Source organism: Streptomyces sp. NPDC052107 (assembly GCF_040680215.1).
Lineage (GTDB): Bacteria > Actinomycetota > Actinomycetes > Streptomycetales > Streptomycetaceae > Streptomyces.
This window is the reverse complement of record NZ_JBFAWG010000002.1, coordinates 133,870-158,028: the sequence shown is the minus strand read 5'-3', so window position 1 is coordinate 158,028 and position 24,159 is coordinate 133,870. Positions and strand designations below refer to the sequence as shown.

27 protein-coding genes are annotated in these 24,159 nt (G+C 71.8%); 18 read left to right on the top strand and 9 right to left on the bottom strand.

Features of this window, described 5'->3' with window-relative positions; translation table 11 throughout:
- Positions 1 to 29 precede the first annotated feature (29 nt).
- Complete coding sequence (locus tag AB0M27_RS02630) at positions 30 to 1,367, top strand: M1 family metallopeptidase (protein WP_365717151.1); 1,338 nt, start codon at positions 30 to 32, stop codon at positions 1,365 to 1,367.
- Between the two features lie 40 nt (positions 1,368 to 1,407).
- A complete protein-coding gene (polX, locus tag AB0M27_RS02625; RefSeq protein WP_365717149.1) occupies positions 1,408 to 3,129 on the top strand; it encodes a DNA polymerase/3'-5' exonuclease PolX in 1,722 nt (573 codons plus the stop codon).
- A 6-nt stretch (positions 3,130 to 3,135) separates the two neighbouring features.
- Here the strand turns inward: polX and AB0M27_RS02620 are convergent, their stop codons facing one another.
- Positions 3,136 to 3,456, bottom strand: a complete 321-nt coding sequence (locus AB0M27_RS02620; protein ID WP_351804138.1) for a dsRBD fold-containing protein — start codon at positions 3,454 to 3,456, stop codon at positions 3,136 to 3,138.
- 86 nt (positions 3,457 to 3,542) lie between these two features.
- Between AB0M27_RS02620 and AB0M27_RS02615 the strand changes: the two genes are divergently transcribed.
- Positions 3,543 to 3,917 (top strand): YchJ family metal-binding protein, encoded by a 375-nt coding sequence (locus tag AB0M27_RS02615; RefSeq protein WP_365717147.1) that lies wholly within the window; start codon positions 3,543 to 3,545, stop codon positions 3,915 to 3,917.
- Positions 3,918 to 3,944: 27 nt separating this feature from the next.
- On the opposite strand, the gene AB0M27_RS02610 is transcribed toward AB0M27_RS02615, so the two are convergent.
- Entirely contained in the window at positions 3,945 to 4,646 is a 702-nt protein-coding gene (locus AB0M27_RS02610; protein WP_365717145.1) for a FadR/GntR family transcriptional regulator, read from the bottom strand.
- Between the two features lie 140 nt (positions 4,647 to 4,786).
- Here AB0M27_RS02610 and AB0M27_RS02605 point away from each other — a divergent pair, with 140 nt between their 5' ends.
- From AB0M27_RS02605 to AB0M27_RS02590, 4 genes are read left to right on the top strand one after another with little or no spacing between them, the layout of a single operon-like run.
- Entirely contained in the window at positions 4,787 to 5,305 is a 519-nt protein-coding gene (locus AB0M27_RS02605; RefSeq protein ID WP_365717143.1) for a gluconokinase, read from the top strand.
- Between the two features lie 38 nt (positions 5,306 to 5,343).
- Positions 5,344 to 6,741, top strand: a complete 1,398-nt coding sequence (locus AB0M27_RS02600; RefSeq protein WP_365717141.1) for a gluconate:H+ symporter — start codon at positions 5,344 to 5,346, stop codon at positions 6,739 to 6,741.
- Between the two features lie 13 nt (positions 6,742 to 6,754).
- Positions 6,755 to 7,516 carry an SDR family oxidoreductase gene (locus tag AB0M27_RS02595; protein WP_365717139.1) on the top strand — a complete coding sequence of 254 codons (762 nt, stop codon included), beginning with the start codon at positions 6,755 to 6,757 and terminating at the stop codon, positions 7,514 to 7,516.
- A 14-nt stretch (positions 7,517 to 7,530) separates the two neighbouring features.
- Complete coding sequence (locus AB0M27_RS02590) at positions 7,531 to 8,550, top strand: L-idonate 5-dehydrogenase (RefSeq protein ID WP_365717137.1); 1,020 nt, start codon at positions 7,531 to 7,533, stop codon at positions 8,548 to 8,550.
- Between the two features lie 38 nt (positions 8,551 to 8,588).
- On the opposite strand, the gene AB0M27_RS02585 is transcribed toward AB0M27_RS02590, so the two are convergent.
- The 3 genes from AB0M27_RS02585 to AB0M27_RS02575 all read right to left on the bottom strand — a co-directional run bounded on the left by AB0M27_RS02585 (position 8,589) and on the right by AB0M27_RS02575 (position 11,042).
- A complete protein-coding gene (locus AB0M27_RS02585; RefSeq protein WP_365717135.1) occupies positions 8,589 to 9,215 on the bottom strand; it encodes a cytochrome b/b6 domain-containing protein in 627 nt (208 codons plus the stop codon).
- Complete coding sequence (locus tag AB0M27_RS02580; RefSeq protein WP_365717133.1) at positions 9,199 to 9,927, bottom strand: molybdopterin-dependent oxidoreductase; 729 nt, start codon at positions 9,925 to 9,927, stop codon at positions 9,199 to 9,201. The genes AB0M27_RS02585 and AB0M27_RS02580 overlap by 17 nt, the downstream gene beginning before the upstream one ends.
- 101 nt (positions 9,928 to 10,028) lie before the next feature.
- Positions 10,029 to 11,042 (bottom strand): hypothetical protein, encoded by a 1,014-nt coding sequence (locus tag AB0M27_RS02575; RefSeq protein ID WP_365717131.1) that lies wholly within the window; start codon positions 11,040 to 11,042, stop codon positions 10,029 to 10,031.
- Between the two features lie 329 nt (positions 11,043 to 11,371).
- Here AB0M27_RS02575 and AB0M27_RS02570 point away from each other — a divergent pair, with 329 nt between their 5' ends.
- From AB0M27_RS02570 to AB0M27_RS02555, 4 genes are read left to right on the top strand one after another with little or no spacing between them, the layout of a single operon-like run.
- Positions 11,372 to 12,268, top strand: a complete 897-nt coding sequence (locus AB0M27_RS02570; RefSeq protein WP_365717129.1) for a DMT family transporter — start codon at positions 11,372 to 11,374, stop codon at positions 12,266 to 12,268.
- A 22-nt stretch (positions 12,269 to 12,290) separates the two neighbouring features.
- Positions 12,291 to 12,806 (top strand): NUDIX domain-containing protein, encoded by a 516-nt coding sequence (locus AB0M27_RS02565; RefSeq protein WP_365717127.1) that lies wholly within the window; start codon positions 12,291 to 12,293, stop codon positions 12,804 to 12,806.
- A 21-nt stretch (positions 12,807 to 12,827) separates the two neighbouring features.
- Complete coding sequence (locus AB0M27_RS02560) at positions 12,828 to 13,220, top strand: DUF202 domain-containing protein (protein WP_365717125.1); 393 nt, start codon at positions 12,828 to 12,830, stop codon at positions 13,218 to 13,220.
- Entirely contained in the window at positions 13,208 to 13,531 is a 324-nt protein-coding gene (locus AB0M27_RS02555; protein WP_365717123.1) for a DUF202 domain-containing protein, read from the top strand. Before AB0M27_RS02560 ends, AB0M27_RS02555 begins: the two co-directional genes overlap by 13 nt.
- Here AB0M27_RS02555 and AB0M27_RS02550 read toward each other — a convergent pair.
- On the bottom strand, positions 13,528 to 14,532 hold the full coding sequence (locus tag AB0M27_RS02550; protein WP_365717121.1) for an NADP-dependent oxidoreductase: 1,005 nt from the start codon (positions 14,530 to 14,532) through the stop codon (positions 13,528 to 13,530). The genes AB0M27_RS02555 and AB0M27_RS02550 overlap by 4 nt on opposite strands.
- Before the next feature lie 114 nt (positions 14,533 to 14,646).
- On the opposite strand from AB0M27_RS02550, the gene AB0M27_RS02545 reads away from it, so the two are divergent.
- From AB0M27_RS02545 to AB0M27_RS02525, 5 genes are all read left to right on the top strand, one after another.
- Positions 14,647 to 14,946, top strand: a complete 300-nt coding sequence (locus tag AB0M27_RS02545; RefSeq protein ID WP_365717119.1) for a hypothetical protein — start codon at positions 14,647 to 14,649, stop codon at positions 14,944 to 14,946.
- A 167-nt stretch (positions 14,947 to 15,113) separates the two neighbouring features.
- Positions 15,114 to 16,136, top strand: a complete 1,023-nt coding sequence (locus AB0M27_RS02540) for a phosphotransferase family protein (protein WP_365717117.1) — start codon at positions 15,114 to 15,116, stop codon at positions 16,134 to 16,136.
- Between the two features lie 7 nt (positions 16,137 to 16,143).
- The gene (locus tag AB0M27_RS02535; RefSeq protein WP_365717115.1) at positions 16,144 to 17,358 is read left to right on the top strand and encodes an acyl-CoA dehydrogenase family protein; all 1,215 of its coding nucleotides are present in this window, start codon (positions 16,144 to 16,146) and stop codon (positions 17,356 to 17,358) included.
- A gap of 54 nt (positions 17,359 to 17,412) precedes the next feature.
- Positions 17,413 to 17,742, top strand: coding sequence for a LysR family transcriptional regulator (locus AB0M27_RS02530; RefSeq protein ID WP_365717113.1), 330 nt, complete (start codon positions 17,413 to 17,415; stop codon positions 17,740 to 17,742).
- Positions 17,721 to 18,425: a LysR substrate-binding domain-containing protein gene (locus AB0M27_RS02525; RefSeq protein ID WP_365717111.1), complete on the top strand. Its 705-nt coding sequence runs from the start codon at positions 17,721 to 17,723 to the stop codon at positions 18,423 to 18,425. The genes AB0M27_RS02530 and AB0M27_RS02525 overlap by 22 nt, the downstream gene beginning before the upstream one ends.
- Here AB0M27_RS02525 and AB0M27_RS02520 read toward each other — a convergent pair.
- Genes AB0M27_RS02520 through AB0M27_RS02510 form a run of 3 tightly spaced genes read right to left on the bottom strand, consistent with a single transcriptional unit; the run spans position 18,364 to position 21,433 of the window.
- Complete coding sequence (locus AB0M27_RS02520; RefSeq protein WP_228618572.1) at positions 18,364 to 18,957, bottom strand: TetR/AcrR family transcriptional regulator; 594 nt, start codon at positions 18,955 to 18,957, stop codon at positions 18,364 to 18,366. The genes AB0M27_RS02525 and AB0M27_RS02520 overlap by 62 nt on opposite strands.
- A 26-nt stretch (positions 18,958 to 18,983) precedes the next feature.
- On the bottom strand, positions 18,984 to 20,663 hold the full coding sequence (locus AB0M27_RS02515) for an AMP-binding protein (protein ID WP_365717109.1): 1,680 nt from the start codon (positions 20,661 to 20,663) through the stop codon (positions 18,984 to 18,986).
- A complete protein-coding gene (locus AB0M27_RS02510) occupies positions 20,660 to 21,433 on the bottom strand; it encodes an SDR family oxidoreductase (protein ID WP_365717107.1) in 774 nt (257 codons plus the stop codon). Before AB0M27_RS02510 ends, AB0M27_RS02515 begins: the two co-directional genes overlap by 4 nt.
- Positions 21,434 to 21,537: 104 nt before the next feature.
- Between AB0M27_RS02510 and AB0M27_RS02505 the strand changes: the two genes are divergently transcribed.
- Both AB0M27_RS02505 and AB0M27_RS02500 read left to right on the top strand, forming a co-directional pair.
- On the top strand, positions 21,538 to 22,758 hold the full coding sequence (locus AB0M27_RS02505) for a DUF1343 domain-containing protein (protein ID WP_365717105.1): 1,221 nt from the start codon (positions 21,538 to 21,540) through the stop codon (positions 22,756 to 22,758).
- Between the two features lie 93 nt (positions 22,759 to 22,851).
- Positions 22,852 to 24,153 (top strand): serine-threonine protein kinase, encoded by a 1,302-nt coding sequence (locus AB0M27_RS02500; RefSeq protein WP_365717103.1) that lies wholly within the window; start codon positions 22,852 to 22,854, stop codon positions 24,151 to 24,153.
- Positions 24,154 to 24,159: the final 6 nt, after the last annotated feature.

Sequence of the window (24,159 nt, the reverse complement as noted above, 5' to 3'; positions counted from 1 at the left end):
GTGGCACAGCGCAGGGAGCGAACACAGCAGTGGCAGTTCAGCAGTCGGCCGGCCCAGGCCCGTACTTCCCGGACAACGGTGACTCCCGCTACCGGGTCCACCGCTACGAACTCGCGCTGGACTACCGCCCCGGCCCGAACCGGCTGTCCGGCACGGCCCGGATCAACGCCATAGCGGGACACGCGCCGCTCACGGAGTTCCAGCTCAACCTGGCCGACTTCAGGATCGGCCGGGTGCGGGTGGACGGCCGGCAGCCGCACTTCACGCACCGCGGCGGACGGCTGCGGATCCGCCCGGCCAAACCGGTCCGGGCCGGCGCCGCGTTCACGGTGGAGGTCCAGTGGTCCGGCAACCCCAGGCCGGTGACCAGCCCGTGGGGCGGGCTCGGCTGGGAGGAGCTGGCCGACGGGGCGCTGGTGGCGAGCCAGCCGGTCGGGGCTCCGTCCTGGTACCCGTGCAACGACCGGCCCGCCGACAAGGCGTCCTATCTGATCTCGGTCACCACGCCGTCCGCGTACACGGTGGTCACGGGCGGGCGCCTGCTGACCCGGACGACGAAGGCCTCGACGACGACCTGGGTGTACGAGCAGTCCGCGCCCACGTCCAGCTATCTCGTCGGCCTGGCGATCGGCAGGTTCCAGACGGTGCTGCTGGGCGACCCCGGTCCGGGGGGCGTGCCGCAGCACGGGCACATCCCGGCGCGGCTGCTGCCCGAGTTCTCCCGGGACTTCGCGCGGCAGCCGGCGATGATGGAGCTGTTCCAGGAGCTGTTCGGGCCGTACCCGTTCGACGGTTACGCGGTCGCGGTGACCGAGGAGGAGCTCGATGTGCCGGTCGAGGCACAGGGGTTGTCGCTGTTCGGCTCCAACCACGTGGACGGCGTCAGGGGTTCGGAACGGCTGGTGGCGCACGAGCTGGCGCACCAGTGGTTCGGCAACTGCGTGACCATCGCCGACTGGCGGCACATCTGGCTGAACGAGGGCTTCGCCAAGTACGCGGAATGGCTGTGGTCCGAGCGCTCCGGGGGACGCGGTGCCCAGCAACTGGCCGCGGCGGCACACCGGTTGCTGTCGACGCTGCCGCAGGACCTCAGGCTGGCCGATCCGGGCCGCAAGGCGATGTTCGACGACCGGCTCTACGAGCGGGGCGGCCTGACCCTGCACGCGGTGCGCTGCGCGCTCGGCGACGACGCGTTCTTCCGCATGCTGCGCGGCTGGGTGCGGCTGCACCGGAACGGGTCGGTGACGACGGCGGCGTTCACCGAGCACGTGGCCCGGTTCGCGCAGGAGCCGCCGGACGGTCTGTTCCAGGAGTGGGTGTACGGGGCGGAGCTGCCGCCGCTGCCGGTGCTCCGGAACGTTCCGTAGAGGTTTTCCCGATCCGTGGCGGCCTTTCTAGACTTGAAGGGTGGCCCGGCCCAATGACGAGGTCGAGGCGCTCCTGCGGGAGTACGCGGACCTCATCGCGATCACCGGAGGCGACGCCTTCAAGGCGCGCGCCTACGAGAAGGCGGCGCGTGCCATCGGCGGGTATCCGGCCGACATCTCCAAGCTGGGCGAGGACGGCCTGAAGGAGATCCCGAACGTGGGGAAGTCGATCGCCGACAAGGTGACCGAGTACCTGCGCACGGGGAAGATGGCGGTGGTCGAGGAGCGCCGGGCGAAGATCCCCGCCGGGGTGCGGGAGCTGATCACCATCCCCACCCTGGGCCCGAAGAAGGCGCTGCGGCTCTACGAGGACCTGCACATCTCCTCGGTGAACGAGCTCGCCGCGGCGATCGAGGCGGACGCGCTGGCCGACCTGAAGGGCTTCGGGGAGAAGACGCAGGAGAACATCCGGCACGGCATCGAACTGCTGCAGCGGGCGGGCGCCCGGGTGCCGCTGTCGCTGGCCCTGGACACCGCCGAGGAGATCGTCGCGGAGCTGTCCGCGGTGACCGGCTGCGAGCGCTGCGCGTACGCGGGCTCGCTGCGCCGGATGCGGGAGACCGTCGGGGATCTGGACGTCATCGTCGCGGCGAAGAAGTCGGAGCCGTTCATGGCGGCGCTGTGCGAGCTGCCGGCCACCGCGGAGGTCATCGCACGGGGCTCGAAGAAGACGTCGATCCGCACCGCCAAGGGGCTCCAGGTCGATCTGCGGGTGCTGCCGCCGGAGTCGTGGGGCGCCGGGATGCAGTACTTCACCGGTTCCAAGGCGCACAACATCCGTACCCGCACCATCGCTGTGCACCAGGGGCTGAAGCTGTCCGAGTACGGCCTGTTCGACGCCGAGAGCGGGGACTCGCTGGCCTCCCGCACCGAGGAGGAGGTGTACGCCCGGCTCGGGCTGCCGTGGATCGAGCCGACGCTGCGGGAGGACCGCGGGGAGATCGAGGCGGCCCTGAACGGCGAGCTGCCCGAGGTGGTGACCGAGAGGGACATCCGGGGCGACCTGCACTCCCACACGGACCTCACCGACGGGCTGGCGCCGCTGGAGGAGATGGTGGCGGCGGCCGCCGAGCGCGGTCACAGGTACTACGCGGTCACCGATCACGCGCCCAACCTGTACATGCAGCGCATGACCGACGAGAAGATCCTCGCCCAGCGGGAGCGGGTGCGGGAGCTGGACGGCGCCCATCACAAGATGCGGCTGCTGCACGGCACGGAGCTCAACATCGACCCGGGCGGCGGGGTGGACTGGCCCGAGGAGTTCCTGGCCGGCTTCGACCTGTGCGTGGCCTCGCTGCACTCGCACTTCGACCTGGACCGCAAGGCGATGACCCGGAGGCTGGTGCGGGCCTGCGAGAACCCGTACGTCAACATCATCGGGCACCCGACGACCCGGCTGATCGGCAAGCGGCCGGGCGTCGACGCCGACTGGGACGAGGTGTTCGCGGCGTGCGCGCGTACCGGCACCGCGCTGGAGGTCAACGCGCAGCCGGACCGTCTCGACCTGTGCGACGAGGACATCCTGCGCGCCAGGGAGCAGGGCGTGAAGTTCGCCGTGAACACCGACGCGCACTCCGTCCCGCACCTCGCGCAGCTGCGCTACGGCGTCGGCACGGCGCAGCGGGGCTGGCTCACCCGGGACGACGTGATCAACGCCTGGCCGCTGACCCGGCTGCGGCGGTTCCTGCGGAAGGGGAGGTGAGGGGCGTCACTCCCGGTCCAGCCACAGGGGTGACAGGTCCTCCTCCTCTTCCGTGTCGGCCGCTCCCACAGCCCTGATGTCCCCGTCGGCGGCGCGCAGCAACCTGCGGCCCATGGCGATCAGGGCGCGTCCGGCGGCGAGTTCGTCGCCTATCTCCGGTACATCCGGGTCGTACGGGTTGCGGCGGGCCTCCGCGTGACTCTCCAGGACGTTGTCCCCGGTGTCCAGGACGATCCGGGCGGTGGTGTCCGGGTCGTGCTCGGACAGGTACAGGTTCAGCCGCCATTCCTTGACGGCCGGAGGACGGCTGGTCATGGGTCGAGTCATAGTCCGCCTCCCAGGACTGCATCGCCCTTCCACTGTGCACCCCGCCAACGTCGGACGCCTCCCCTGGTACGGGCAGAATGTGGCCCATGACCTCGCGTACCTGCCCCTGTGGACTCCCCCAGCCCTACGACGCCTGCTGCGGCCGTTTCCACGCGGGAGCGGCCGCCGCGCCGAGCGCCGAGTTGCTCATGCGGTCCCGGTACAGCGCGTTCGTGAAGGGGGACGCGGGGTATCTGCTGCGCACCTGGCATCCGCAGACCCGGCCCGAGGGACTGGACCTCGACCCGCGGATGAGGTGGACGGGGCTGGAGATCCTGGACACCACCGACGGCTCGGCCTTCCACAGCACGGGCACGGTGACCTTCCGCGCCTCCTACCGGGGCGGCTCGCTGCACGAGCGGAGCCGGTTCGAGCGGGTCGACGGGGCCTGGGTGTACGTGGACGGGGACTTCCTGGACTGAGACGTGCGGGACGGAACTGCGGACGAACTAGGGCGCCAGGATGTCCAGTTCCTGCAGGGCGCCCGCGGTGATCTCCCTGGTCAGCCGCTCGGCGCGGGTCGCGTCGCCGCCGCGGACCGCCTCCGCCAGCTGCACATGCAGGGTGACCGCCGCCGGGTCGGGGTCCTCGAACATAACCTCGTGATGGGTGCGGCCGGCCAGGACCTCCGCGACGACGTCGCCGAGCCGGGCGAACATCTCGTTGCCGGAGGCGTTCAGGATGACCCGGTGGAATGCGATGTCGTGGACCAGGTACTTCTCCAGCTTGTGGCCGCGTGAGTTGGCCACCATGCCCAGCGCGCACTCGGTGAGTTCGGCGCACTGCTCCGCCGTGGCGTGCTTGGCGGCGAGGCCGGCCGCGACCGGTTCGATCGCGGAGCGCAGCACGGTCAGCGAGCGCAACTGGTGCGGGCGGTCGGCGCCGGCCAGGCGCCAGCGGATGACCTGCGGGTCGTAGACGTTCCACTCGGACTTGGGGCGGACCGTCACGCCCACTCTGCGGCGGGATTCGACCAGGTGCATGGATTCGAGGACCCGGACCGCTTCGCGCATCACGGAGCGGGACACCTCGAAGTGCTGTGCCAGCTCGTCGGTGCGCAGCACGCTGCCCGGCGGGTACTCGCCCGCCGTGATCGCGGGGCCGAGGGTGTCCAGTACATGGCCGTGCAGCCCCCGGCCCGGTGTGGTCATGCACTCAGCGTACGGCGTGGATCACCGACGGAAAAAGTCAGACTTATATGTCACACACTCTTGAATTCGTCGTACCTAATAGGTTTCAGTGTGGCGACGCCGCTGTGGCGTCGGATGTCGAGGAAGACAGCGAGGCAGTGATGCGAACCCCCCAGGTCGTCGTCGTGATGGGCGTCGCGGGGACGGGCAAGACCACGATCGGTCCCTTGCTCGCCGCGCGGCTGGGCGTCCCGTACGCCGAGGGCGACGACTTCCACCCGCAGGCCAACATCGACAAGATGTCGGCCGGCATCCCGCTCGACGACACCGACCGGTGGCCCTGGCTGGACGCCATCGGTCACTGGGCGCACGGGCGGGCCGGACTGGGCGGGGTGGTCAGCAGCTCGGCGCTGAAGCGGTCGTACCGCGACCGGCTTCGGGCCGCCGCTCCCGGAGTGGTGTTCGTGCACCTCTCCGGCGATCGGAAGCTGATCGAGGACCGGATGAGGCAGCGGCAGGGGCACTTCATGCCGACCGCGCTGCTGGACTCCCAGTTCGCCACGCTGCAGCCCCTGGAGCCGGACGAGGCGGGAGTCGCCGTGGACGTCACCGGCAGCCCCCAGGAGATCACCGAGCGTGCCGTGAAGGCACTCGAGGCGCTTCCCGACACCACCGCGTAGCACTCACCCCCGTCCCCCCGTAACGCAAGGGAACACCCGTGACCAGACTCAGCGTCGAGATGCTGGCAGCGGACACGCCTCCGCCGATCACCTCCGCCGGACACGCCCAGCTGGGCATCGCCGTCCTGGTGGGCATCGCCGTCATCGTCCTGCTCATCACCAAGTTCAAGCTCCATGCCTTCCTGGCGCTGACCATCGGGTCGCTGGCGCTGGGCGCGGTCGCCGGAGCACCGCTCGACAAGGCCATCACCAGCTTCACCACCGGGCTCGGCACCACCGTGGCCGGCGTGGGCGTCCTGATCGCGCTCGGGGCGATCCTGGGCAAGCTCCTCGCCGACTCCGGTGGCGCCGACCAGATCGTCGACACGATCCTCGCCAAGGCCGGCGGGCGCGCCATGCCGTGGGCGATGGTGCTCATCGCCTCGGTGATCGGCCTGCCGCTGTTCTTCGAGGTCGGCATCGTGCTGCTGATCCCGGTCGTGCTCATGGTCGCCAAACGCGGCAACTACTCCCTGATGCGCATCGGCATCCCGGCGCTCGCCGGTCTGTCCGTGATGCACGGCCTGATCCCGCCGCACCCCGGCCCGCTGGTCGCGATCGACGCACTCCACGCCAACCTGGGTGTGACGCTCGCGCTCGGCATCCTCGTCGCGATACCCACCGTGATCGTCGGCGGTCCGCTGTTCTCGAAGGTCGCGGCCCGCTGGGTCGACGTCCCCGCGCCCGAGCGGATGCTGCCGCAGCGCCCCTCGGAGGAACTGAAGCGCCGCCCCGGTTTCGGCGCGACCCTGGCGACCGTGCTGCTGCCGGTGGTGCTGATGCTGGCCAAGGCGCTGGTGGACATCGTCGTCGACGACGCGACCACCCCCACCCAGCGCGTCTTCGACATCGTCGGCTCCCCGATGATCGCCCTGCTCGCCGCCGTGATCGTCGGCTTCTTCACGCTGGGCCGGCCCGCCGGGTTCAGCAAGGAGCGGCTGCAGCAGACCGTCGAGAAGGGCCTGATGCCCATCGCGGGAATCCTGCTGATCGTCGGCGCGGGCGGAGGCTTCAAGCAGACCCTGATCGACTCCGGTGTCGGCCAGATGATCCTGGACATCTCCAAGAGCTGGTCGATCCCGGCGGTGCTGCTGGCCTGGCTGATCGCGGTGGTGATCCGGCTGGCGACGGGCTCGGCGACGGTGGCGACGGTCTCGGCGGCCGGTCTGATCGCGCCGCTCGCGGCCGGCACCTCGACCACCCACACCGCCCTGCTCGTCCTGGCGATCGGCGCCGGCTCGCTCTTCTTCAGCTTCGTCAACGACGCCGGCTTCTGGCTGGTGAAGGAGTACTTCGGGCTGAGCGTCGGGCAGACGGTCAAGACCTGGTCGATCATGGAGACGATCCTCTCGGTGGTCGCAGGCGGTCTGGTCCTGCTGCTGTCCCTCGTGATCTAGGAGCGCTCCGGCGATGACGGCTCACCCTCTCTTCGACATCGGCGGCCGCACCGCCCTGGTCACGGGCTCCAGCCGGGGCATAGGCCTCGCGCTGGCCCGGGGTTTGGCCGAGGCCGGCTGCACGGTCGTCCTCAACGGCCGTGACCCCGGCCGGCTGGCCAAGGCCGCGGCGGACCTGCCCGGTGACATCCGTACGGCGGTGTTCGACGTGAGCGACGGTCCGGCCGTGGCCGCCGGGATCGCGGACGTCGAGGAGCGGGTGGGCCCGCTCGAGATCCTCGTCAACAACGCGGGCATGCAACTGCGCGCCCCCCTGCTGGAGTTCACCGACGCCGACTGGCACCGGATCCTGGACGCCAACCTCACCAGCGCGTTCCTCGTCGGCCGCGAGGCCGCCCGGCGGATGACGGAACGCGGCCACGGCAAGATCATCAACATCTGCTCGCTGCAGAGCGAGGTCGTACGCCCCGGCATCGCGCCCTACGCCGCCACCAAGGGCGCGCTGAAGATGCTCACCAAGGGCATGTGCGCCGACTGGGGGCCGTACGGCGTCCAGGTCAACGGCCTCGGCCCCGGCTACATCGAGACCGAGCTGACCCGGCCGCTGGTGGAGGACGAGGAGTTCAGCGCCTGGGTCCGCCGGCGCACCCCGGCGGGCCGCTGGGGCCGCACCGAGGACCTGGTGGGCGGCCTGCTCTTCCTCGCCTCGCCGGCCTCCGACTTCATGGGCGGGCAGATCCTGTACGTCGACGGCGGCATGACGAGCGTGCTCTGAAAGGGGCTGCGGCGATGCTGGGTTGTGTGATCCACGGCGCGGGCGATCTGCGGGTGGAGGAACTGCCGGTGCCCGAACCGGGGCCCGGCGAGGCCCTGGTGGCCGTCCGTTACGGCGGGGTGTGCGGCTCCGATCTGCACTACTGGCGGCACGGCGGGGTCGGGGACTTCCGGCTCCGGGGGCCGATGGTGCTCGGGCACGAGGTGGTGGGCACGGTGGTGTCCTACGGCGCCGGGGCCACGGGTCCCGCGCCGGGCACGGCCGTCGCCGTGCACCCCGCCACCCCGTGCGGGCACTGCCCGGAGTGCTCCGACGGGCGGGCGAACGTGTGCCGGGACACCCGGTATCTGGGCAGCGCGGCCCGCTTTCCGCATGTCCAGGGCGCCTTCGCCGAGCGGATCGCCGTGCCGGCCGGTCAGCTGCGGGCGCTGCCGGACGGACTCGGGCTGCGGCGGGCCGCCCTCGCCGAGCCGCTGTCGGTGGCGCTGCACGCGGTGCGGCGGGCCGGGGACGTGTCCGGCCGGCATGTACTGGTGACCGGGGCGGGGCCCATCGGGTGCCTGGTGGTCGCGACGGCGAAGGCGGCCGGCGCGGCACGGGTGACGGTGACGGATCCGGTGCCGGAGGCGCTGGGTCACGCGGCCGTGACCGGCGCCGACACGCTGGTACGGGCCGACGATCCGGATGATGCCGGGTGGCCGGAGGAAGTCGACGTGGCCGTCGAGGCGTCGGGGGTCGCTCCCGGGCTCGACACCTGCCTGCGGCGCGTACGGCGCGGTGGTGTGGTCGTACAGCTCGGGATGCTGCCGCCGGGGCAGTCGCCGTTCGCCGGGAACCTGCTGGTGAGCCGGGAGATCGAGTTGCTGGGGGCGTTTCGCTTCGACGCCGAGTTCGATGACGCGCTGGAACTGCTGGCCGCGCGGGGGGAGTTCGACGGGCTGGTCAGTGCGGTGGTTCCGGTCCGGGAGGCCGCGGACGCGTTTGTCCTGGCTGCGGATCGGAGCCGCTCCTGCAAGGTGCTGTTGGAATTCTGAGGGGCAAGAGCGGCCGGCATGAGGCCGCACCACGAGGGCTACGGGCGCCACAGCGGGTGTTCCCGCTTCGCCCACTCCCTGCTCACCGTTCCCGTGCGCAGCCCCCTTCGCGCCTCCGGGTCGCCCAGGGCCATGCCGATGTGGCCGGCCAGGACCACGCCGATGGTCAGGGCGAGCCAGTCGTGGACGAAGGTCGCCGAGGTGCGCCACTCCAGCGGCGCGAGGTGGGTGAACCACATCAGCAGGCCGGTGCCGAGCATGACCAGGGTGGCGCCGGCGATCCAGGCGGCGTAGACCTTCTGGCCGGCGTTGAACTTGCCCGCCGGGCGCGAGGAGTGCCGCTTGTCACGGCGCAGGGCGGCGCGCAGCCAGAGCCGGTCGTGCGGGCCGAAGCGGTTGAGGAAGCGCAGGTCGGAGCGGAAGACGCGGGAGGCCAGACCCAGCAGGACCGGGACGGGCAGGGCGAGTCCGGCGCACTCGTGGACGCGGACGACCAGTTCCCGGCGGCCGACCATGACCGCGAACTGGGGGATGTAGAGGACGGCCGCCGTGACCACGCAGACGCCCATCAGCGCGGCCGTGGCGCGGTGCACCCAGCGTTGGACCGGGCCGAAGCGGCGGATACGGGTGCCGGGCGGGGCCGGGGTGTCAGCTCGTAGGCTCATCGGTCCGTCCGTTCGACCGGCCGACCCAGGCGTCGACGTCGTAGCCGAGGCGCTCCCAGTAACCGGGCTCGACCCGGTCGGTGACCGTGATCCCGGAGAGCCACTTGGCCGACTTGTAGAAGTACATGGGGGCGACATACAGGCGGACCGGGCCGCCGTGGTCGTGGCCGATGTCCTTGTCCTGCATGCGCAGGGCGACCAGGACGTCCGGGCGGCGGGCCTGGGCGAGGGTGAGGCTCTCGGTGTAGGTGCCGTCGAAGCAGGTGAAGTGGATCGCCTTCGCCCCGGGACGGACCCCGGCCGCGTCCAGGAGGTCGGAGAGGCGTACGCCCTCGAAGGGGGTGCCGGGCACCCGCCAGCCGGTGACGCACTGGACGTCCTTGACCAGCCGGGTCTGCGGGAGGGCGCGCAGATCGGCCAGGGTGTAGGTGTGCGGGCGGTCGACCAGGCCGCCGATCTTCAGGTGGTAGTCGGTGGCGTTCAGGCGCGGCACCGACGCGGCGACGGAGTAGTAGCGGAATCCGCCGCCGTTGGGCAGCAGGCCGGTCAGGCCAGTGGGGTCCTTGCCGGCGACGGCGCCGAGGACGCCCTCAAGGCCGCGTTGCAGCATGGGCGCCGCGACGACGCCGAGCGCGCCCAGGCCGAGGGTGCCGAGGAAGACCCGGCGGCCTATGGGTGTGCCGTCCCGTTCCTCGGACTGTTCAGAGTTCACGCGTTCATTCGAGCACTCGGGGCCCCGGGGGGCCAGGGGGTCCGGTCAGTGGTCAGGGTTCTGTAATCACTTCTTACGTACGTCGCGCAGAGGCGTGACGTTCAGTGCCCCAGCGCGCGGGCGCGGGCCGTCCGGAAGGCCGCGCCAGGATCGCGGTGGGCGTAGGACCAGGGTGCCGGGGTGGCGTGCCGGCCGATGCGCCGGAACAGGGCCGCCGCCTCGGCCGGGCGGCCGGCGCAGGACAGGGCGAAGGCGAGGTGGTTGAGGTCGATGTGGCGGCGGGGGTGTTCGTCGTGCTCCCACTCCAGCCACCAGTCGAAGCAGGCGCGCAGGATGCGGCGGGCCCGGGGGCCGGACCAGTGACTGGAGGCGGCGGGGTCGGCCGGGGCGAGACCGGTGGTGGCGAGGACGCGGTAGCGCTCGGCGTAGGCGACGACCGGCAGGACGGCGAGCGGGGAGTCGGCGGGGGCCTCGGCGGCGGCCAGTTCGGCGAGGTCGTACACCTCGTGGTCCTCGGCGGCCCGGCCGCCGGAGGGCCGTTCGGCGAGGCGGGCGAGGAGCAGATGGTGGGCGTGGTGGTGCTCGGGGTGGCGGCGGCGCAGTTCGGTGAAGGTGCCGAGCACCTCGCGCTCGGGGCCGAGGGTGCGGGCCAGCTGGAGTAAGCCCAGCCAGGGGGTGGGGTCGGCGGGGGCGAGCGCGGCGGCGGTGGCGCAGGCCTCGCGGGCCCGGCCGGGGTCCTCCTTGCCGCGCAGGGCGCGCTGGACCCGGGCGAGGGCGTACAGCGCGGAGGCGTCGGCGGAGCCGGGTTCGGCGTGCAGCCAGTCGCGGGCCCAGGCCACGGCGTACGGCTCCCGGGCGAGCACGGTGAGGCGGTGGCCACGGCGGTCCCAGTCGTCGCCGGTGTGCCGGAGCAGGGAGCGGGCGGCCTGCCGCCGGCCCTGGGTGAACGCGGCGCGTGCGGTGCGCAGTTCGGCATCGTCGAAGGTGTCGTCGAAGGTGTCGTCGAAGCCGCCGTGCAAGCCGCCGTCGAAGGCGCCGGAGTCGTCCGGGGCCGTGTCACCGGACCGGTCCGTCGGGGCCCGGCGGGCGCCGAGCAGGGGTGGGAGAGGGGGCACCGCGGGACTTCCTGTTTCTCGGGCTGCCATCGGCCGATCACGCACAGCAAACCCTCAGCCAAGGTTTGCGTCAAGCGGAACAGGGCTGTTACTGGGTTCAACTACCGTGATGGATAGGAAAGTTGGGGAACTCGGCGCAGGCGGGCCGGGGCCGGGCCGGGGTACCCGACGGCCCGCTGTGGCGTACGCCATGGCGCCGGGCCGGCCGGCCCCGCAGCATGGCGAGTCAACTGCCCTGTTCCGCGCACTTCCGGGTCAATGCCGTCCCGGGGACGCTACAGTCGGCCACTACGCACCCGTGGTCCGGCCGGATGATCGAGGTACGCAGCGTGTCCGTTCTGGTTCTCCTTCTCGCCGTGAGTGCTGCCTGCTGTCTGGGCTTCGGGTTCGTGCTCCAGCAGAACGCGGCGCAGAAGGCACCGCTGAGCGACTTCCTGTCCTTCCGGCTGCTGCTCGACCTGATGCGGGTGCCGCGCTGGCTGGGCGGGCTCGGTCTGATGATCGCCGGCATGGTGCTCGGTGCGATCGCGCTCGGCAAGGGCGAGATCTCCCTGGTCGAACCGCTGCTCGCGACCAATCTGCTGTTCGCACTCGCGCTGTCCCGGTACCAGACCAAACAGCCGCTGGGCCGCCAGGGCTGGGCCGGACTGCTGCTGCTCGCGGGCGGCGTGAGCGCGTTCATCATGGCGGGCGAGCCGCGGGCCGGCAGCGCCGTCTCCGATCCGCTGCGGCACTGGCTGATCATCGGCGCGATGGTCGGCGCGGCCCTGGTGCTCACGGCGTACGGCAAGCGCTCCCGGCTGAGCTGGGGCCCGGTGCTGCTGGCCACCGCCGCCGGGTTGCTGTACGGCGTACAGGACGCCCTGACCCGGGTGAGCGGCACCCGCTTCTCCGAGGGCGGCTTCGCCGAGCTGTTCAGCGGCTGGCAGCCGTACGGCGTGCTGGTGTGCGGGGTCACCGGGCTGGTCCTGGTACAGAGCGCCTTCGAGACCGCCCCGCTGCGCATGTCGCTGCCGGCGCTGACCGCGGCCGAGCCGCTCGCCGGGATCCTGTGCGGCGTCGGCTTCCTCGGTGACCGGCTGCGCACCGACACCGGGGCGCTGGCCTGGGAGGCGGCCGGGCTCGCGGCGGTGGTCGTGGGCATCGTGCTGCTCGGGCTGCACCCGGCGATGCCGTGCGGCGCGGCGGAGACCGAACCCTCGGCCCGGGACCTCCAGCGGCGCTGACACCGGCTGCTTGGATGAGGGCATGAACCCTGCTGACGAGATCCTCGACATCGTCGACGAGCACGACCGGGTCGTCACCCAGTGTCCCCGCGGTGAGGCGTACGCCCGCGGGCTGCGCCACCGGTGCGTGTTCATCCAGGCCCGGGACGCGGTCGGCCGGCTCTTCGTCCACCGGCGCACCGCGACCAAGCTGGTCTTCCCGGCCCTGTACGACATGTTCGTCGGTGGCGTCGTCGGCGCGGGCGAGTCCTACGACGAGGCCGCGCTGCGGGAGGCCGAGGAGGAGCTGGGGGTGACGGGGCTCCCCCGGCCGACGTACCTCTTCAAGTTCCTGTACGACGACGGGGCCGGGAACAGCTGGTGGTCGGCGGTGTACGAGGTGCGCTGCGAGCTGCCCGTACATCCGCAGGTGGAGGAGGTCCAGTGGCACGACTTCCTGCCCGAGGAAGAGGTCGAGGGGCGGCTCGGCGACTGGGAGTGGGTGCCGGACGGGCTGGCGGCGTACGAGAGGCTGAGGGCGTTCCGGGCGGGGCGGTGACCGCCGGGTAAGGTCGGCCGCGTGAGCGAATTCGTACGGAACATCCGGCTGTGGTTCGCGCCGGAGCAGGTGCGGGACGAGGGCGCCACGCCCGACTACCGGTTCTCGCTGGCCAACGAGCGCACCTTTCTCGCCTGGCTGCGCACGGCGCTCGCACTGATCGGCGGCGGATTCGCGGTGGACCAGTTCCTGCCGGACCTGCGCTGGGCGTGGCGGGTCGGTCTCGCGCTCGCGCTGCTCGGCGCCGGCGTGCTGTGCTCGCTGCGCGCGGTGAACCACTGGGTGCGCTGTGAGCGGGCGATCCGGCGCGGTGAGGACCTGCCCGCGTCCCGGTTCCCGGCGCTGCTGAGCCTGGTCGTCGCGGTGGTGGCGGTGACGATGGTCGTGGTGGTGCTGGCCGGATGGGCGAGGTGAGCACGGCCGGGCGCGACCCGGGGCTGCAGCCGGAGCGCACCCGGCTGGCCTGGCGTCGTACGACCCTCTCGGCCACCGTGGCCGCCGTACTCTCCGTCAAGACCGCCCTGCACAATGGCGCCTCGGCCACCGGGATGACCGTCTGCGCCCTGTGCTGTGTGCTCTTCCTGGGCTTTCTGGCGGTGGCCCACCGCCGGATCCGGGCCCTCGCGACCGGTCCCCGCCCGCAGGCGCTCGCTCCCCGGCAGGCGACGGTGGCGGCGCTGTGCGCGATGGCGCTGGCCTTGTGCGCGGCGGTGCTCGTGCTCTAGAAGGTGCCCTCCTGACTCGAGCTGTAGAGGGTGCTCTCTTCTCCCCTGGCCCAGACGGCGCCCTCCGTTTCCTCCCGGTCCACCGTGACCACGATCTTGCCGCGGGTGCGGCCCTCCTGGTTCATCCGGTGCGCGTCCGCCGTCCGCTCCAGCGGGAAGGTCTCCTGGACGTGTACCGAGATCACGCCCCGCTCGGCCAGGTCGCAGAGCCTGCCCAGGTCCTGGGCGTCCGGGCGGACGAAGCAGTAGCGGCCGCCGAGGCTCACCACCTCCGGGTCGGCGATCGACGCCAGCCGGCCTTCCGGGGCGAGCAGGTTGGCCGAGGTCTTCAGGGTGTCCCCGCCGACGGTGTCGAAGACCGCCTCCACGCCGTCCGGGGAGAGCGCGCGCACCCGTTCGGCCAGGCCCTCGCCGTAGGTCACCGGCTCGCCGCCGAGGCCGCGCACATAGTCGTGGTTGTGTTCGCTCGCCGTACCGATGACCCGGGCGCCGAGGTGGGCGGCGATCTGGACGGCGAGGGAGCCGACACCGCCGGCCGCCGCGTGCACCAGCACGGTCTCGTCGCGCGCCACCTCCAGCGCCCTGACGAGCACCTGATACGCGGTGAGCCCGGCGAGCGGAAGGCCCGCGGCCTCCTCGAAGGACAGGTTGCGCGGCTTGCGGGCCAGGGTACGCACGGGCGCGGCGATGTACTCGGCGAAGGTGCCGCGGGAGAGGAAGTCCTCGCGGCAGTAGCCGATGACCTCGTCCCCGACGGCGAACTCGGTGACCGCGGCGCCGGGCTGGACGACCACACCACTGACGTCCCAGCCGGGGATCACCGGGAAGACGGCGTCCAGGACCGCGTCGAGATAGCCCTCGCGGCACTTCCAGTCGACCGGGTTGACGGCCGCGGCACGGACCTTGACGAGCACCTGGTCGGGGCCGACCTTCGGGTCGCGCACCTCGCCGTACTCCAGCACCTCGGGTCCGCCGTAGTGGCGGTAGCTGATGGCCTTCATGCCCTCGACCCTCCGGGGTACTCGTACGCCACGCAAGCCGTATGCACTGATATACACCGCTTCGCCCCATAGCCTGTCCGTCGTGGGCACCCCGTATCCCCGAAGGTGAGCACCATGACCACCCTCCACCAGGAACACACCGAACACGGCACGCACAGCCACGGTCCGGGCTGCGGGCACAACGCCGTGCCGCACGGCGACCACCTGGACTACGCGCACGACGGGCATCTGCACCGCGAGCACGAGGGTCACTGGGACGAGTGCGAGCCGTCCGGGCACACCGTCCACGAGGGCCATGAGCACGTGCACTACGACGAGTGCGGGCACGCCCAGGTGCAGCACGGCGATCACATCGACTATCTGCACGGCGGCCACCGGCATGCCGAGCACGACGGCCACTGGGACGACCACTGACGTGGGACCGCGACCGGGCCGACGGCTCCCCGGGCAGCGCGCCGGGGGCCGTCGGCCTATCGTGGCTCCGGTCACGTTTGGCCGCGTGATCGCTCCGCACACTGGACTACATACCGACCGGTCGGCATCATGAGTGGGTCCTGTTCACCCGTTCATAGGAGTGATGTATGAGCGCCGACCACCCGCCCGGACTCGACCTGGACCGGCTGCGCGCCCACCTCGACCGCGAGCGCCCCGGACTGGTGACCGGCCCCCTCACCGGCCGGCTGATCGAGGGCGGACGGTCGAACCTCACCTACGCGCTCTCCGACGGCACCGCCAACTGGGTCGTACGCCGGCCCCCGCTCGGTCATGTGCTGGCCACCGCGCACGACATGAAGCGCGAGCACCGGGTGATCAGCGCCCTGCACCCGACCCGGGTACCGGTCCCGCGCCCGGTGCTGCTGTGCGAGGACGAAGAGGTGCTCGGGGCGCCGTTCTACGTCATGGAGTTCGTCGAGGGCACGCCGTACCGCACGGCCCAGCAGCTGGCCCCGCTGGGCCCCGAGCGCACCCGGAACGCGGTGCTGTCCCTGGTGGACACGCTCGTCGAACTGCACGCGGTCGACCCCGCCGCAGTCGGACTCGCGGACTTCGGGCGCCCCGAGGGCTTCCTGGACCGGCAGCTGCGCCGCTGGGGCAAGCAGCTGGACGCCTCCCGCAACCGCGAACTGGCCGGCATCGACGAACTGCACGCCGCCCTCGGCCGCTCCCTGCCCGCCTCCCCGACCCCGGCCGTCGTCCACGGCGACTACCGGCTCGACAACGTCCTGATCGGCGACGACGACAAGATCAAGGCGATACTCGACTGGGAGATGTCGACCCTCGGCGACCCGCTCACCGACCTGGGCCTGCTGGTGATGTACAGCCGGCCGCTGGGCATGGCCGAGTCCCCGGTCTCCACCACGGCCGAGGCCCCGGGGCACCCGTCCCCCAGAGAGCTGATCGAGCGGTACGCCGAGCGCTCGGGACGCGACGTCTCCGGCGTCTCCTGGTACACGGCGTTCGCCTGGTTCAAGCTCGCCGTGATCCTGGAGGGCATCCACTACCGGTACACCCTGGGCCAGACGGTCGGCCGCGGCTTCGACCGGATCGGCGACCTCGTGCCCGTCTTCATCGACCACGGACTGACCACTCTTCAGGAAGGCTGATCCAGAAATGGACTTCGCGTTCGACGCGCGCACCGAGGAGCTGCGCGCCAAGCTGCTCGCCTTCATGGACGAGTACGTCTACCCGGCCGAGGCGGTCGCCGAGGAGCAGCGGGCCGCGCTCGCCTCCCCGTGGGACACTCCGGCCGTGGTCGAGGAGCTGAAGGCCGAGGCCCGCAGGCAGGGCCTGTGGAACCTGTTCCTGCCCGACGCGGAGTACGGCGCGGGACTCACCAACCTCCAGTACGCGCCGCTCGCCGAGATCACCGGCCGCTCCCCGCATCTGGCGCCCACCGCGACCAACTGTGCCGCGCCCGACACCGGGAACATGGAGGTGCTCGCGCAGTTCGGCGACGAGCGGCAGAAGAAGCAGTGGCTGGAGCCGCTGCTGGCCGGTGAGATCCGCTCGGCGTTCGCGATGACCGAGCCGGAGGTGGCCTCCTCGGACGCCACGAACATCACCACGCACATCGAGCGCAACGGCGACGACTATGTCATCACCGGGCGCAAGTGGTACATCTCCGGCGCGATGAACCCGGACTGCAAGGTCTTCATCCTGATGGGCAAGACGGACCCGGACGGCGCCGACATCCGCCGCCAGCAGTCCCTCGTCCTGGTTCCGCGCGACACCCCGGGCGTCACCGTCAAGCGCGCCATGCAGGTCTTCGGATACGAGGACCACTCGCACGGCGGCCACGCCGAGGTGATCTTCGACCACGCGCGCGTGCCGGTCACCAACTTGATCGGCGAGGAGGGCGGCGGATTCGCCATCGCCCAGGCCCGGCTCGGCCCCGGCCGGATCCACCACTGCATGCGGCTGATCGGCATGGCCGAGCGGGCCATCGAGCTGATGTGCCGGCGGGCCGTGTCCCGTACGGCGTTCGGCAAGGCGCTGGCCCAGCAGGGAGTCGTCCAGAACTGGATCGCCGACGCCCGGGTCACCGTCGAGCAGCTGCGGCTGCTGGTGCTGAAGACGGCCTGGCTGATGGACACCGTCGGCAACAAGGGCGCCCACACCGAGATCCAGGCCATCAAGATCGCCACTCCGCGCGCGGTGGTCGGCATCCTGGACCGCGCGATCCAGCTGCACGGCGCGGGCGGGGTGAGCCAGGACTTCCCGCTGGCCGAGCTGTACGCGAGCGCCCGCACCCTGATGCTGGCCGACGGTCCGGACGAGGTGCACCAGCGGTCGCTGGCGCGGCGGGAGTTGAAGAAGTACGTCTGAGCCGCGCCGCTCGGCGGGGAACTGCGCGCAACCTGTGGCTGTGGAGCGTGCCGAATGCGGCGCGCTCCACAGCCACAAGGCGCTCGTGGGGTTCCCTGCCGGAGGTCCGGGGGCTTTTCCCCGGGCAAACACGGTACCGCCGCCGCACGCGCCGAGCTCATCGTGCAGTCGGCGCTCAGTACGTCCGTCCGGAACCTGGAGCGGGAGCTGGGCGCCGACCTGTTCGACCGTACGGGCCACCGGGTGGTGCTCACCGAGGCGGGCCGGGCCCTGCTCCCCCAGGCGCGTGCGCTGCTCGCCGGCGCCGAGGCGGCCGGGACGCGGTCGCGGCCGTGGCCTGACTTGCCGCGGGCCGGGTGTCCGTGGGGACGATCCAGACGCTGACCGGCGTCGACCTGCCCGCCGAACTGGCCGCCTTCCACCGGGAGTTCCCCGGCATCCAGGTCTCGGTGCGGAACGCGACCGTCGCCGAGCTGACCGAGGCGCTGCGAGCCGGTGAGCTGGACCTGGCGTTCGTCGCCCCGGAGGCGCGGGACCTGCCCGAGGGGCTGCACGCGTACGCCCGCTGGCACGAGGAACTGGTGCTGATCAACGCGCCGGGGCATCCGCCGGCCGAGGCGGGCCGCACGCTCACCAAGGACCTCGCCGAGGAGGCGTTCGTCGACTTCCGCGCGGGCACCGGGCTGGAGACGGCCGTACGACGCTTGCCGCCCTCCCCCACTCTCGACGGCGCTCGAGCGGGGGGACCCCCAGCGGCCTCGAACGCCGTGTCACCTGTGACGTCACCAAGATCGGGCTGCCTGGTGGACCTCGTCCGGGCCGGGACCGGGGTGGCGTTCGTGCCCCGGGCCGTCGGCGAGCGGGCCGGGCTGCCGTGCGTGCGGATACGGCAGCCGGAGCCCGGCCGTACGGTCGTCCTCACCGGACGCGGCGAGCGGCCCCGGAACCCGGCGGCCGCCGCCCTCGTCCGTCACCTCACGGACGGTGCCTTCACGCACGGTCGCGTCACGGACGCAGCGCCCGCAGCAGCAGGTCGGCGAGGTGGTCGGCGACCTGCTGAGGGGTGAGGGGGCCGTCCGGGCGGTACCAGGTGGACAGGTGGTGGACGGAGCCGAAGTGGTAGTCCACGACCAGGTCGGCCGGCGTCGCCGTGGAGAAGACGCCCGCCTTCTGGCCCTCCTCGATCAGCGCGCGGAACCGTTCGTGGTAGCGCCTGCGCTCGGCGCGGACCTGCTTGTTCTTCTCCGGGCTGAGGTGGTGCATGGAGCGGAAGAAGATCATCGCGTCGTCGAGGTTGTCGATCGTGGTGACGACCACGTCCGCCGCGGCGGCTCTGAGCCGTTCCTCCACCGGCGCGTCCATCCCGGCGAAGTGGTCCAGCCGCTCCTGCTGGATGCGCAGTACACGCGCGTACACCTCGTGCAGGAGGTCGTCCTTGGAGCCGAAGTAGTGGTAAAGCGCCCCCTTGGTGACGCCGGCCGCCTCCACGATCTCCTGCACGGAGGTGCGGTCGTATCCCTGCTCGGCGAAGAGCCGGGTGGCGGCGGCCAGCAGCCGCTGCGGAACGGGCGTCCCGTCTCCGTCCGTCGTCCTGGGCACTGCCGCCACCTGCCTTTCCTCGTCGCCTACTGACCGGCGTTGCTGTTGTCGTGCGCGCGGGAACGCAGTTCCCGCCGGAGGATCTTCCCACTCGCCGTCTTGGGCAGGTCGGGCAGGATCTCCACCTGGCGCGGGTATTTGTAGGCGGCCAGTCTCTCCCTGCAGTACACCGCGAGGTCATCGGGGGCCGCCTCCGCGCCCGGACGCAGGCTGATGTAGGCCTTCACGGTCTCACCACGGTAGCCGTCGGGGACGCCGACGACGGCCGCCTCGCGCACCGCCGGGTGGGTGTAGAGCACGTCCTCGACCTCGCGGGGCCACACCTTGAAGCCGGACGCGTTGATCATGTCCTTCTTGCGGTCGACGACGTACAGCCAGCCCTGGGCGTCCATGAAGCCGATGTCGCCGGTGCGCAGCTCGCCGTCCGGGAAGGACTCGGCCGTGGCGTCCGGGCGCCGCCAGTAGCCGGGGACCACCTGGGGCCCTCGTACGACGATCTCGCCCTGCTCCCCGAAGGGCACCTCCGCGCCCCGCTCGTCCACGATCCTGACGACCGTGTCGGCGCCGGGCAGGCCCACCGACAGCGTCCCGGAGACGGGGTCCACGGGTGCCTCCAGGCCAGGCGGGACCGAGGCGCAGGGGGCGGTGCACTCGGTCAGTCCGTAGCCGACGCGTATGTACGGCCCGAAGCGCTCGCGGAACTTCTCCACCAGGGCCGGGGGCACGGGCGCACCGCCGGAGGAGATGTTCACGAAGGAGGCGAAGTGCTCGCGGGTGGCGTCCGGGTGGGCGGCCAGCGCCATGAACGCGGTGGACGGCCCGACCGTGTAGTGCGGGTGGTGCTCGGCGAATGCCTCCAGGACGAGTCCGGGCTCGAAGCGGTAGGCGAGCACCAGGGTGCCGGCGCTGTTCAGGCAGGCGCCGAACTGGCAGACCATGCCGGTGATGTGGAACAGCGGCGCGAGCGCGTAGTAGACGGGCGCCTCGGGCAGCGCGAGCCCGGTCCGCTGCCGCTCGGCATTGTGCATGATGTTGCCGTGCGTGTTGGTGGCGCCCTTGGGGGTGCCGCTGGTGCCGGAGGTGTAGCTGATCAGCGCGATGTCGTCCGGGCGCGGGTCACGGCCCTCGGGCGCCTTGCCGCCCTGCCGGGCGACGGCCACGAGGTCGTCGGTGTCCGGCGCCTGGGGCAGCCGCTCGAAACCGAGCACGCGCGCGTCGGCGCGGGTTTGGAAGTCCAACTCGCTCGCGGTGAGCACGACCCGCACCGGCGAGTCGGCGGCGGTCTGCTGGAGGTACGACTCCCAGGCCCGGTCGGAGCAGACCAGCGCGGCCACCTCGCCGTCCCGCAGGATGTGGCCCATCTCGGCCGACTTGTACATCGGGTTGACCGGGACGACGGTCGCGCCGGCCTTCCAGGCGCCGAGGACGGCGAGCACGAAGTGCGGGGAGTTCTGCAGCAGCACCGCCACCCGGTCCCCGCGCTCCAGCCCCCGCGCGGCGAGGTGGGCGGCGACGGAGTCGCTCAGCTCGTCCACCTCGCGGTAGCTCAGCCGGGCGTCGAAGTAGGCGAGGAAGGCGCGCTCGGGCGCCTCGGCCACGGCCGCCCGCAGGGCGTGCACCAGCGAGTCGGCGGGGTCGATCGGACCGCGCTGGGCGTCGTCGAGCAGGGCCAGCCAGGGCCGTGCGGCGTACCGGGAGGCCGTCACCGGGCCTCCTCCCACTTGCGCTGGATGTGGTTCATGCCGCTCAGCCAGCGATCCGGATCGGTGGCACGCGCCTGGTAGTACTCGGCCACCTCGGGGTGCGGCAGGATCAGGAAGCGGTCCTCGGCGATGCCCCGGAACAGGGCGTCGGCGACGGCCTCCGGCTCGATCGCGGTCGGCTGCAGCACCAGGTCCCCGGCGCTGCCGGTGGCGGCCAGCATGTCCGTCCGCACACCCTGCGGGCAGATCGCGTGCACCTTCAGACCCTGGTGGCGGTACGTCAGCGACAGCCACTCGGCGAAGGCGTGGGCGCCGTGCTTGGTGACGCTGTACGAGGGCGCGCCGATCATGGTGAGGAGCCCGGCGGCCGACACGGTGGACACGAACCGCCCGGCGCCCCGCTCCAGCCAGGACGGCAGCAGCTCGTGGGCGGCGCGGACGTGCGCCATCACATTGACGTCCCAGGCGACTGCCCACGACTTCTCGTCGAGCGGCCCGCCCGCGCCGCCGTCCTCGAAGGCGACACCGGCGTTCGCGCAGTAGACGTCGACGGTGCCGCCGAGCGCGTCACGGGCGTCGCCGACGATCGCGGAGGCGTCGCCCGGCACGGCGATCCCGCCGATCTCCCCGGCCACCGCCTTGGCCTTCTCGCCGTCCAGGTCGTTCACGACGACCCGGGCCCCCTCGGCGGCGAACCGCCGGGCCAACGCGGCTCCGATCCCCCCGCCGGCCCCGGTGACAACCACTCCCGCATCCTGCACGGCTTCCACCATCGGTCTCCTTCGACACGACTCAGCGCGGCGCGCATCGGCTCTGGTCGGGCCAGACTAACCGGTCGGTATGTGTGAAGGAAGGGCCACCGCACCAACCTCTAGCCATGCATCTGTCTCGACGGAACTTGCTCGCATCGGCCTCGTTGGCGGCCCTGCCGGCCGCCCCCGCACACCGCGAAGAACTGCGCACCGGCTTCGAGAGACTCGCAGCCGACGGCTACTGCCTGCTCAAGGGCCGGCGCGTCGGCATCGTCACCAACCCCACCGGCGTCACCCCCGACGTCCAGCACATCGTCGACGTCATGCACGCCGACCCCCGCGTGAACCTGACGGCCGTCTTCGGCCCGGAGCACGGCTTCCGAGGCACCGCACAGGCCGGCGGCTCCGAGGGCCGCTACGACGACCCCGCCACGGGACTGCCGGTCTATGACACGTACCTGAAGAGCGGACAGCCGCTCGCCGACATCTTCACCGCCGCCGGCGTCGACACGGTCGTCTTCGACATCCAGGACGTCGGCGCCCGCTTCTACACCTACATCTGGACCCTCTACGACTGCATGGAGGCCGCGCAGCTCGCGGGCAAGCGGTTCGTCGTCCTGGACCGGCCCAATCCGGTCACCGGCCGCGAGGCCCAAGGTCCGGTCCTGCACAAGGAGTTCGCCACGTTCGTCGGCCGGCAGCCGATCGCCCAGGCGCACGGGATGACCGTGGCTGAGCTGGCGCGGCTGTTCAACGGGGAGTTCCTGAGCAAGCCGGCCGCGCTGGACACCGTCCTGATGACGGGCTGGAAGCGAAGCCGGTTCTACGACGCCTGCGGGCTGCCGTGGGTGCCGCCGAGCCCGAACATGCCGACCCCGGACACCGCTCTCGTCTACTCCGGCACCTGCATCTTCGAGGGCACCAACGTCTCGGAGGGCCGAGGTACGACCAGGCCGTTCGAGCTGCTCGGCGCTGAGGGCGTCGACGGCCGCTGGGCCGCCGCGGCGAACGAACTCGCGCTGCCCGGTGTCCGGTTCAGGGAGGCGTACTTCGCGCCCGCCTTCTCCAAGTTCCAGGGCAAGACGGTCGGCGGGGTGCAGATCCATGTGCACGACCGGGCCGCCTACGACCCGGTCCGCACCGGGATCGCGCTGCTGGTGACCGTCCGGAAGGTCTGGGACGGCTTCGCGTGGCGGCCGGACAACTGGATCGACAAGCTCACCGGCTCCACCCGGGTGCGCACGATGATCGACGCGGGGGCCGGCACGGACGAGGTGGTCGGCGCCTGGCAGGAGGAGCTGGCCGCCTTCCGCCGGGTGCGAAAGGAATATCTCCTCTACAGGTGAGGCGCCGTGTATGGCCAACCTTGCCCCGGAGCAGGACGATGCGTCCGCAGCACATGGTTACGCATCGTTTCAGGCGGGACGAGGGAGCCTGGCATGGCGGATCCCGGGATGAGCGTGTCTCCCTACTGGGAGCTGACCTTCGACGCGGACGGGGACGTGGACGGCCCCGAACGCGACCATCTGACGACGCAGGTCACGGAGCACGGCGTCCGTGACCTGCTCGTCTTCGCGCACGGCTGGAACAACGACCGCTCGGGTGCGACCGCGCTGTACCGGCGTTTCTTCGCACCGGTCCCGGCGCTCGCGCCACGGGCCAGGCTCGGCTACGTCGGCGTGATCTGGCCGTCGATGCGGTTCAGCGACGAGCCGATCCCGGACTTCCCGAAGTCGGTGGCGGCCGTGGCGGCTCAGACCGCACCGGGTCCGGCGCTGGACAAGGACACCCGGCGTGCCCTGCTGGAGACCTTCCCGGGACGGGCCCCGGTGATCGACCAACTGGCCCGGATGCTGGACGAACGGCCCGTCGGGGACGGGGGACTGACCGAGTTCGGGCGGCTGGTGCGGCTGCTGGTGGACGACGGGCGGCGGCCGGGCGCGGCCGACACCGACGAGGAAGGCGAGCCCACGGTGTTCACCGAGGACCCGGCGGCCGCCTGCGACGAGTTCGCCGGTGCGCTGGCCGCCGTCCGGTCGCCCGGCGCACCGGCCGGGTTCAGCATCCCCAACCCCTGGGACGGCGCCAAGGAACTGCTGCGGCAGGCGACCTACTACACGATGAAGCGGCGGGCCGGGACGGTCGGCGAGCACGGGCTCGGGCCGGTGGTCGGGCAGTTGGCGCAGGCGGCGCCCGGGGTGCGGGTGCATCTGGTCGGGCACAGCTTCGGCGGCCGCCTGGTGTCGTTCGCACTGCGCGGGCTGCCCGACGGGGTGGGCACGGTGAAGTCCGTGACCCTCCTCCAAGGCGCCTTCTCGCACTACGCGTTCGCGGACCGGCTGCCGCAGGACCCGGGCAAGGCGGGCGCGCTCAGGGGCCGGCAGCGGCGCATCGACGGCCCGCTGGTGTGCTGCTACTCGCACTTCGACTCGGCGCTCGGCACGTTCTATCCGCTGGCCTCCCGGCTGTCCGGGGACGACCGCTCGTGTGCGGGCAGCGAGATCGCGGCCGTGTTGGGGCCGGAGTGGGGGGCCATGGGGCACGACGGGGTGCAGGCGGTGCCGGGCACCGCCCGGCTGGACCTCGCGTCGGCCCTCGCCGGACCGCTGCCCGCATCAGGGTGCGTGAACGTCGACGCGGCCGCGGTCGTCTGCCACGGCGGCCCGCCGTCCGGGGCGCACAGCGACATCGTGCATCCGGAACTGGCACGGCTGGTGCTGGCGGCGGGCCGCGTCGCGTGACCCGCC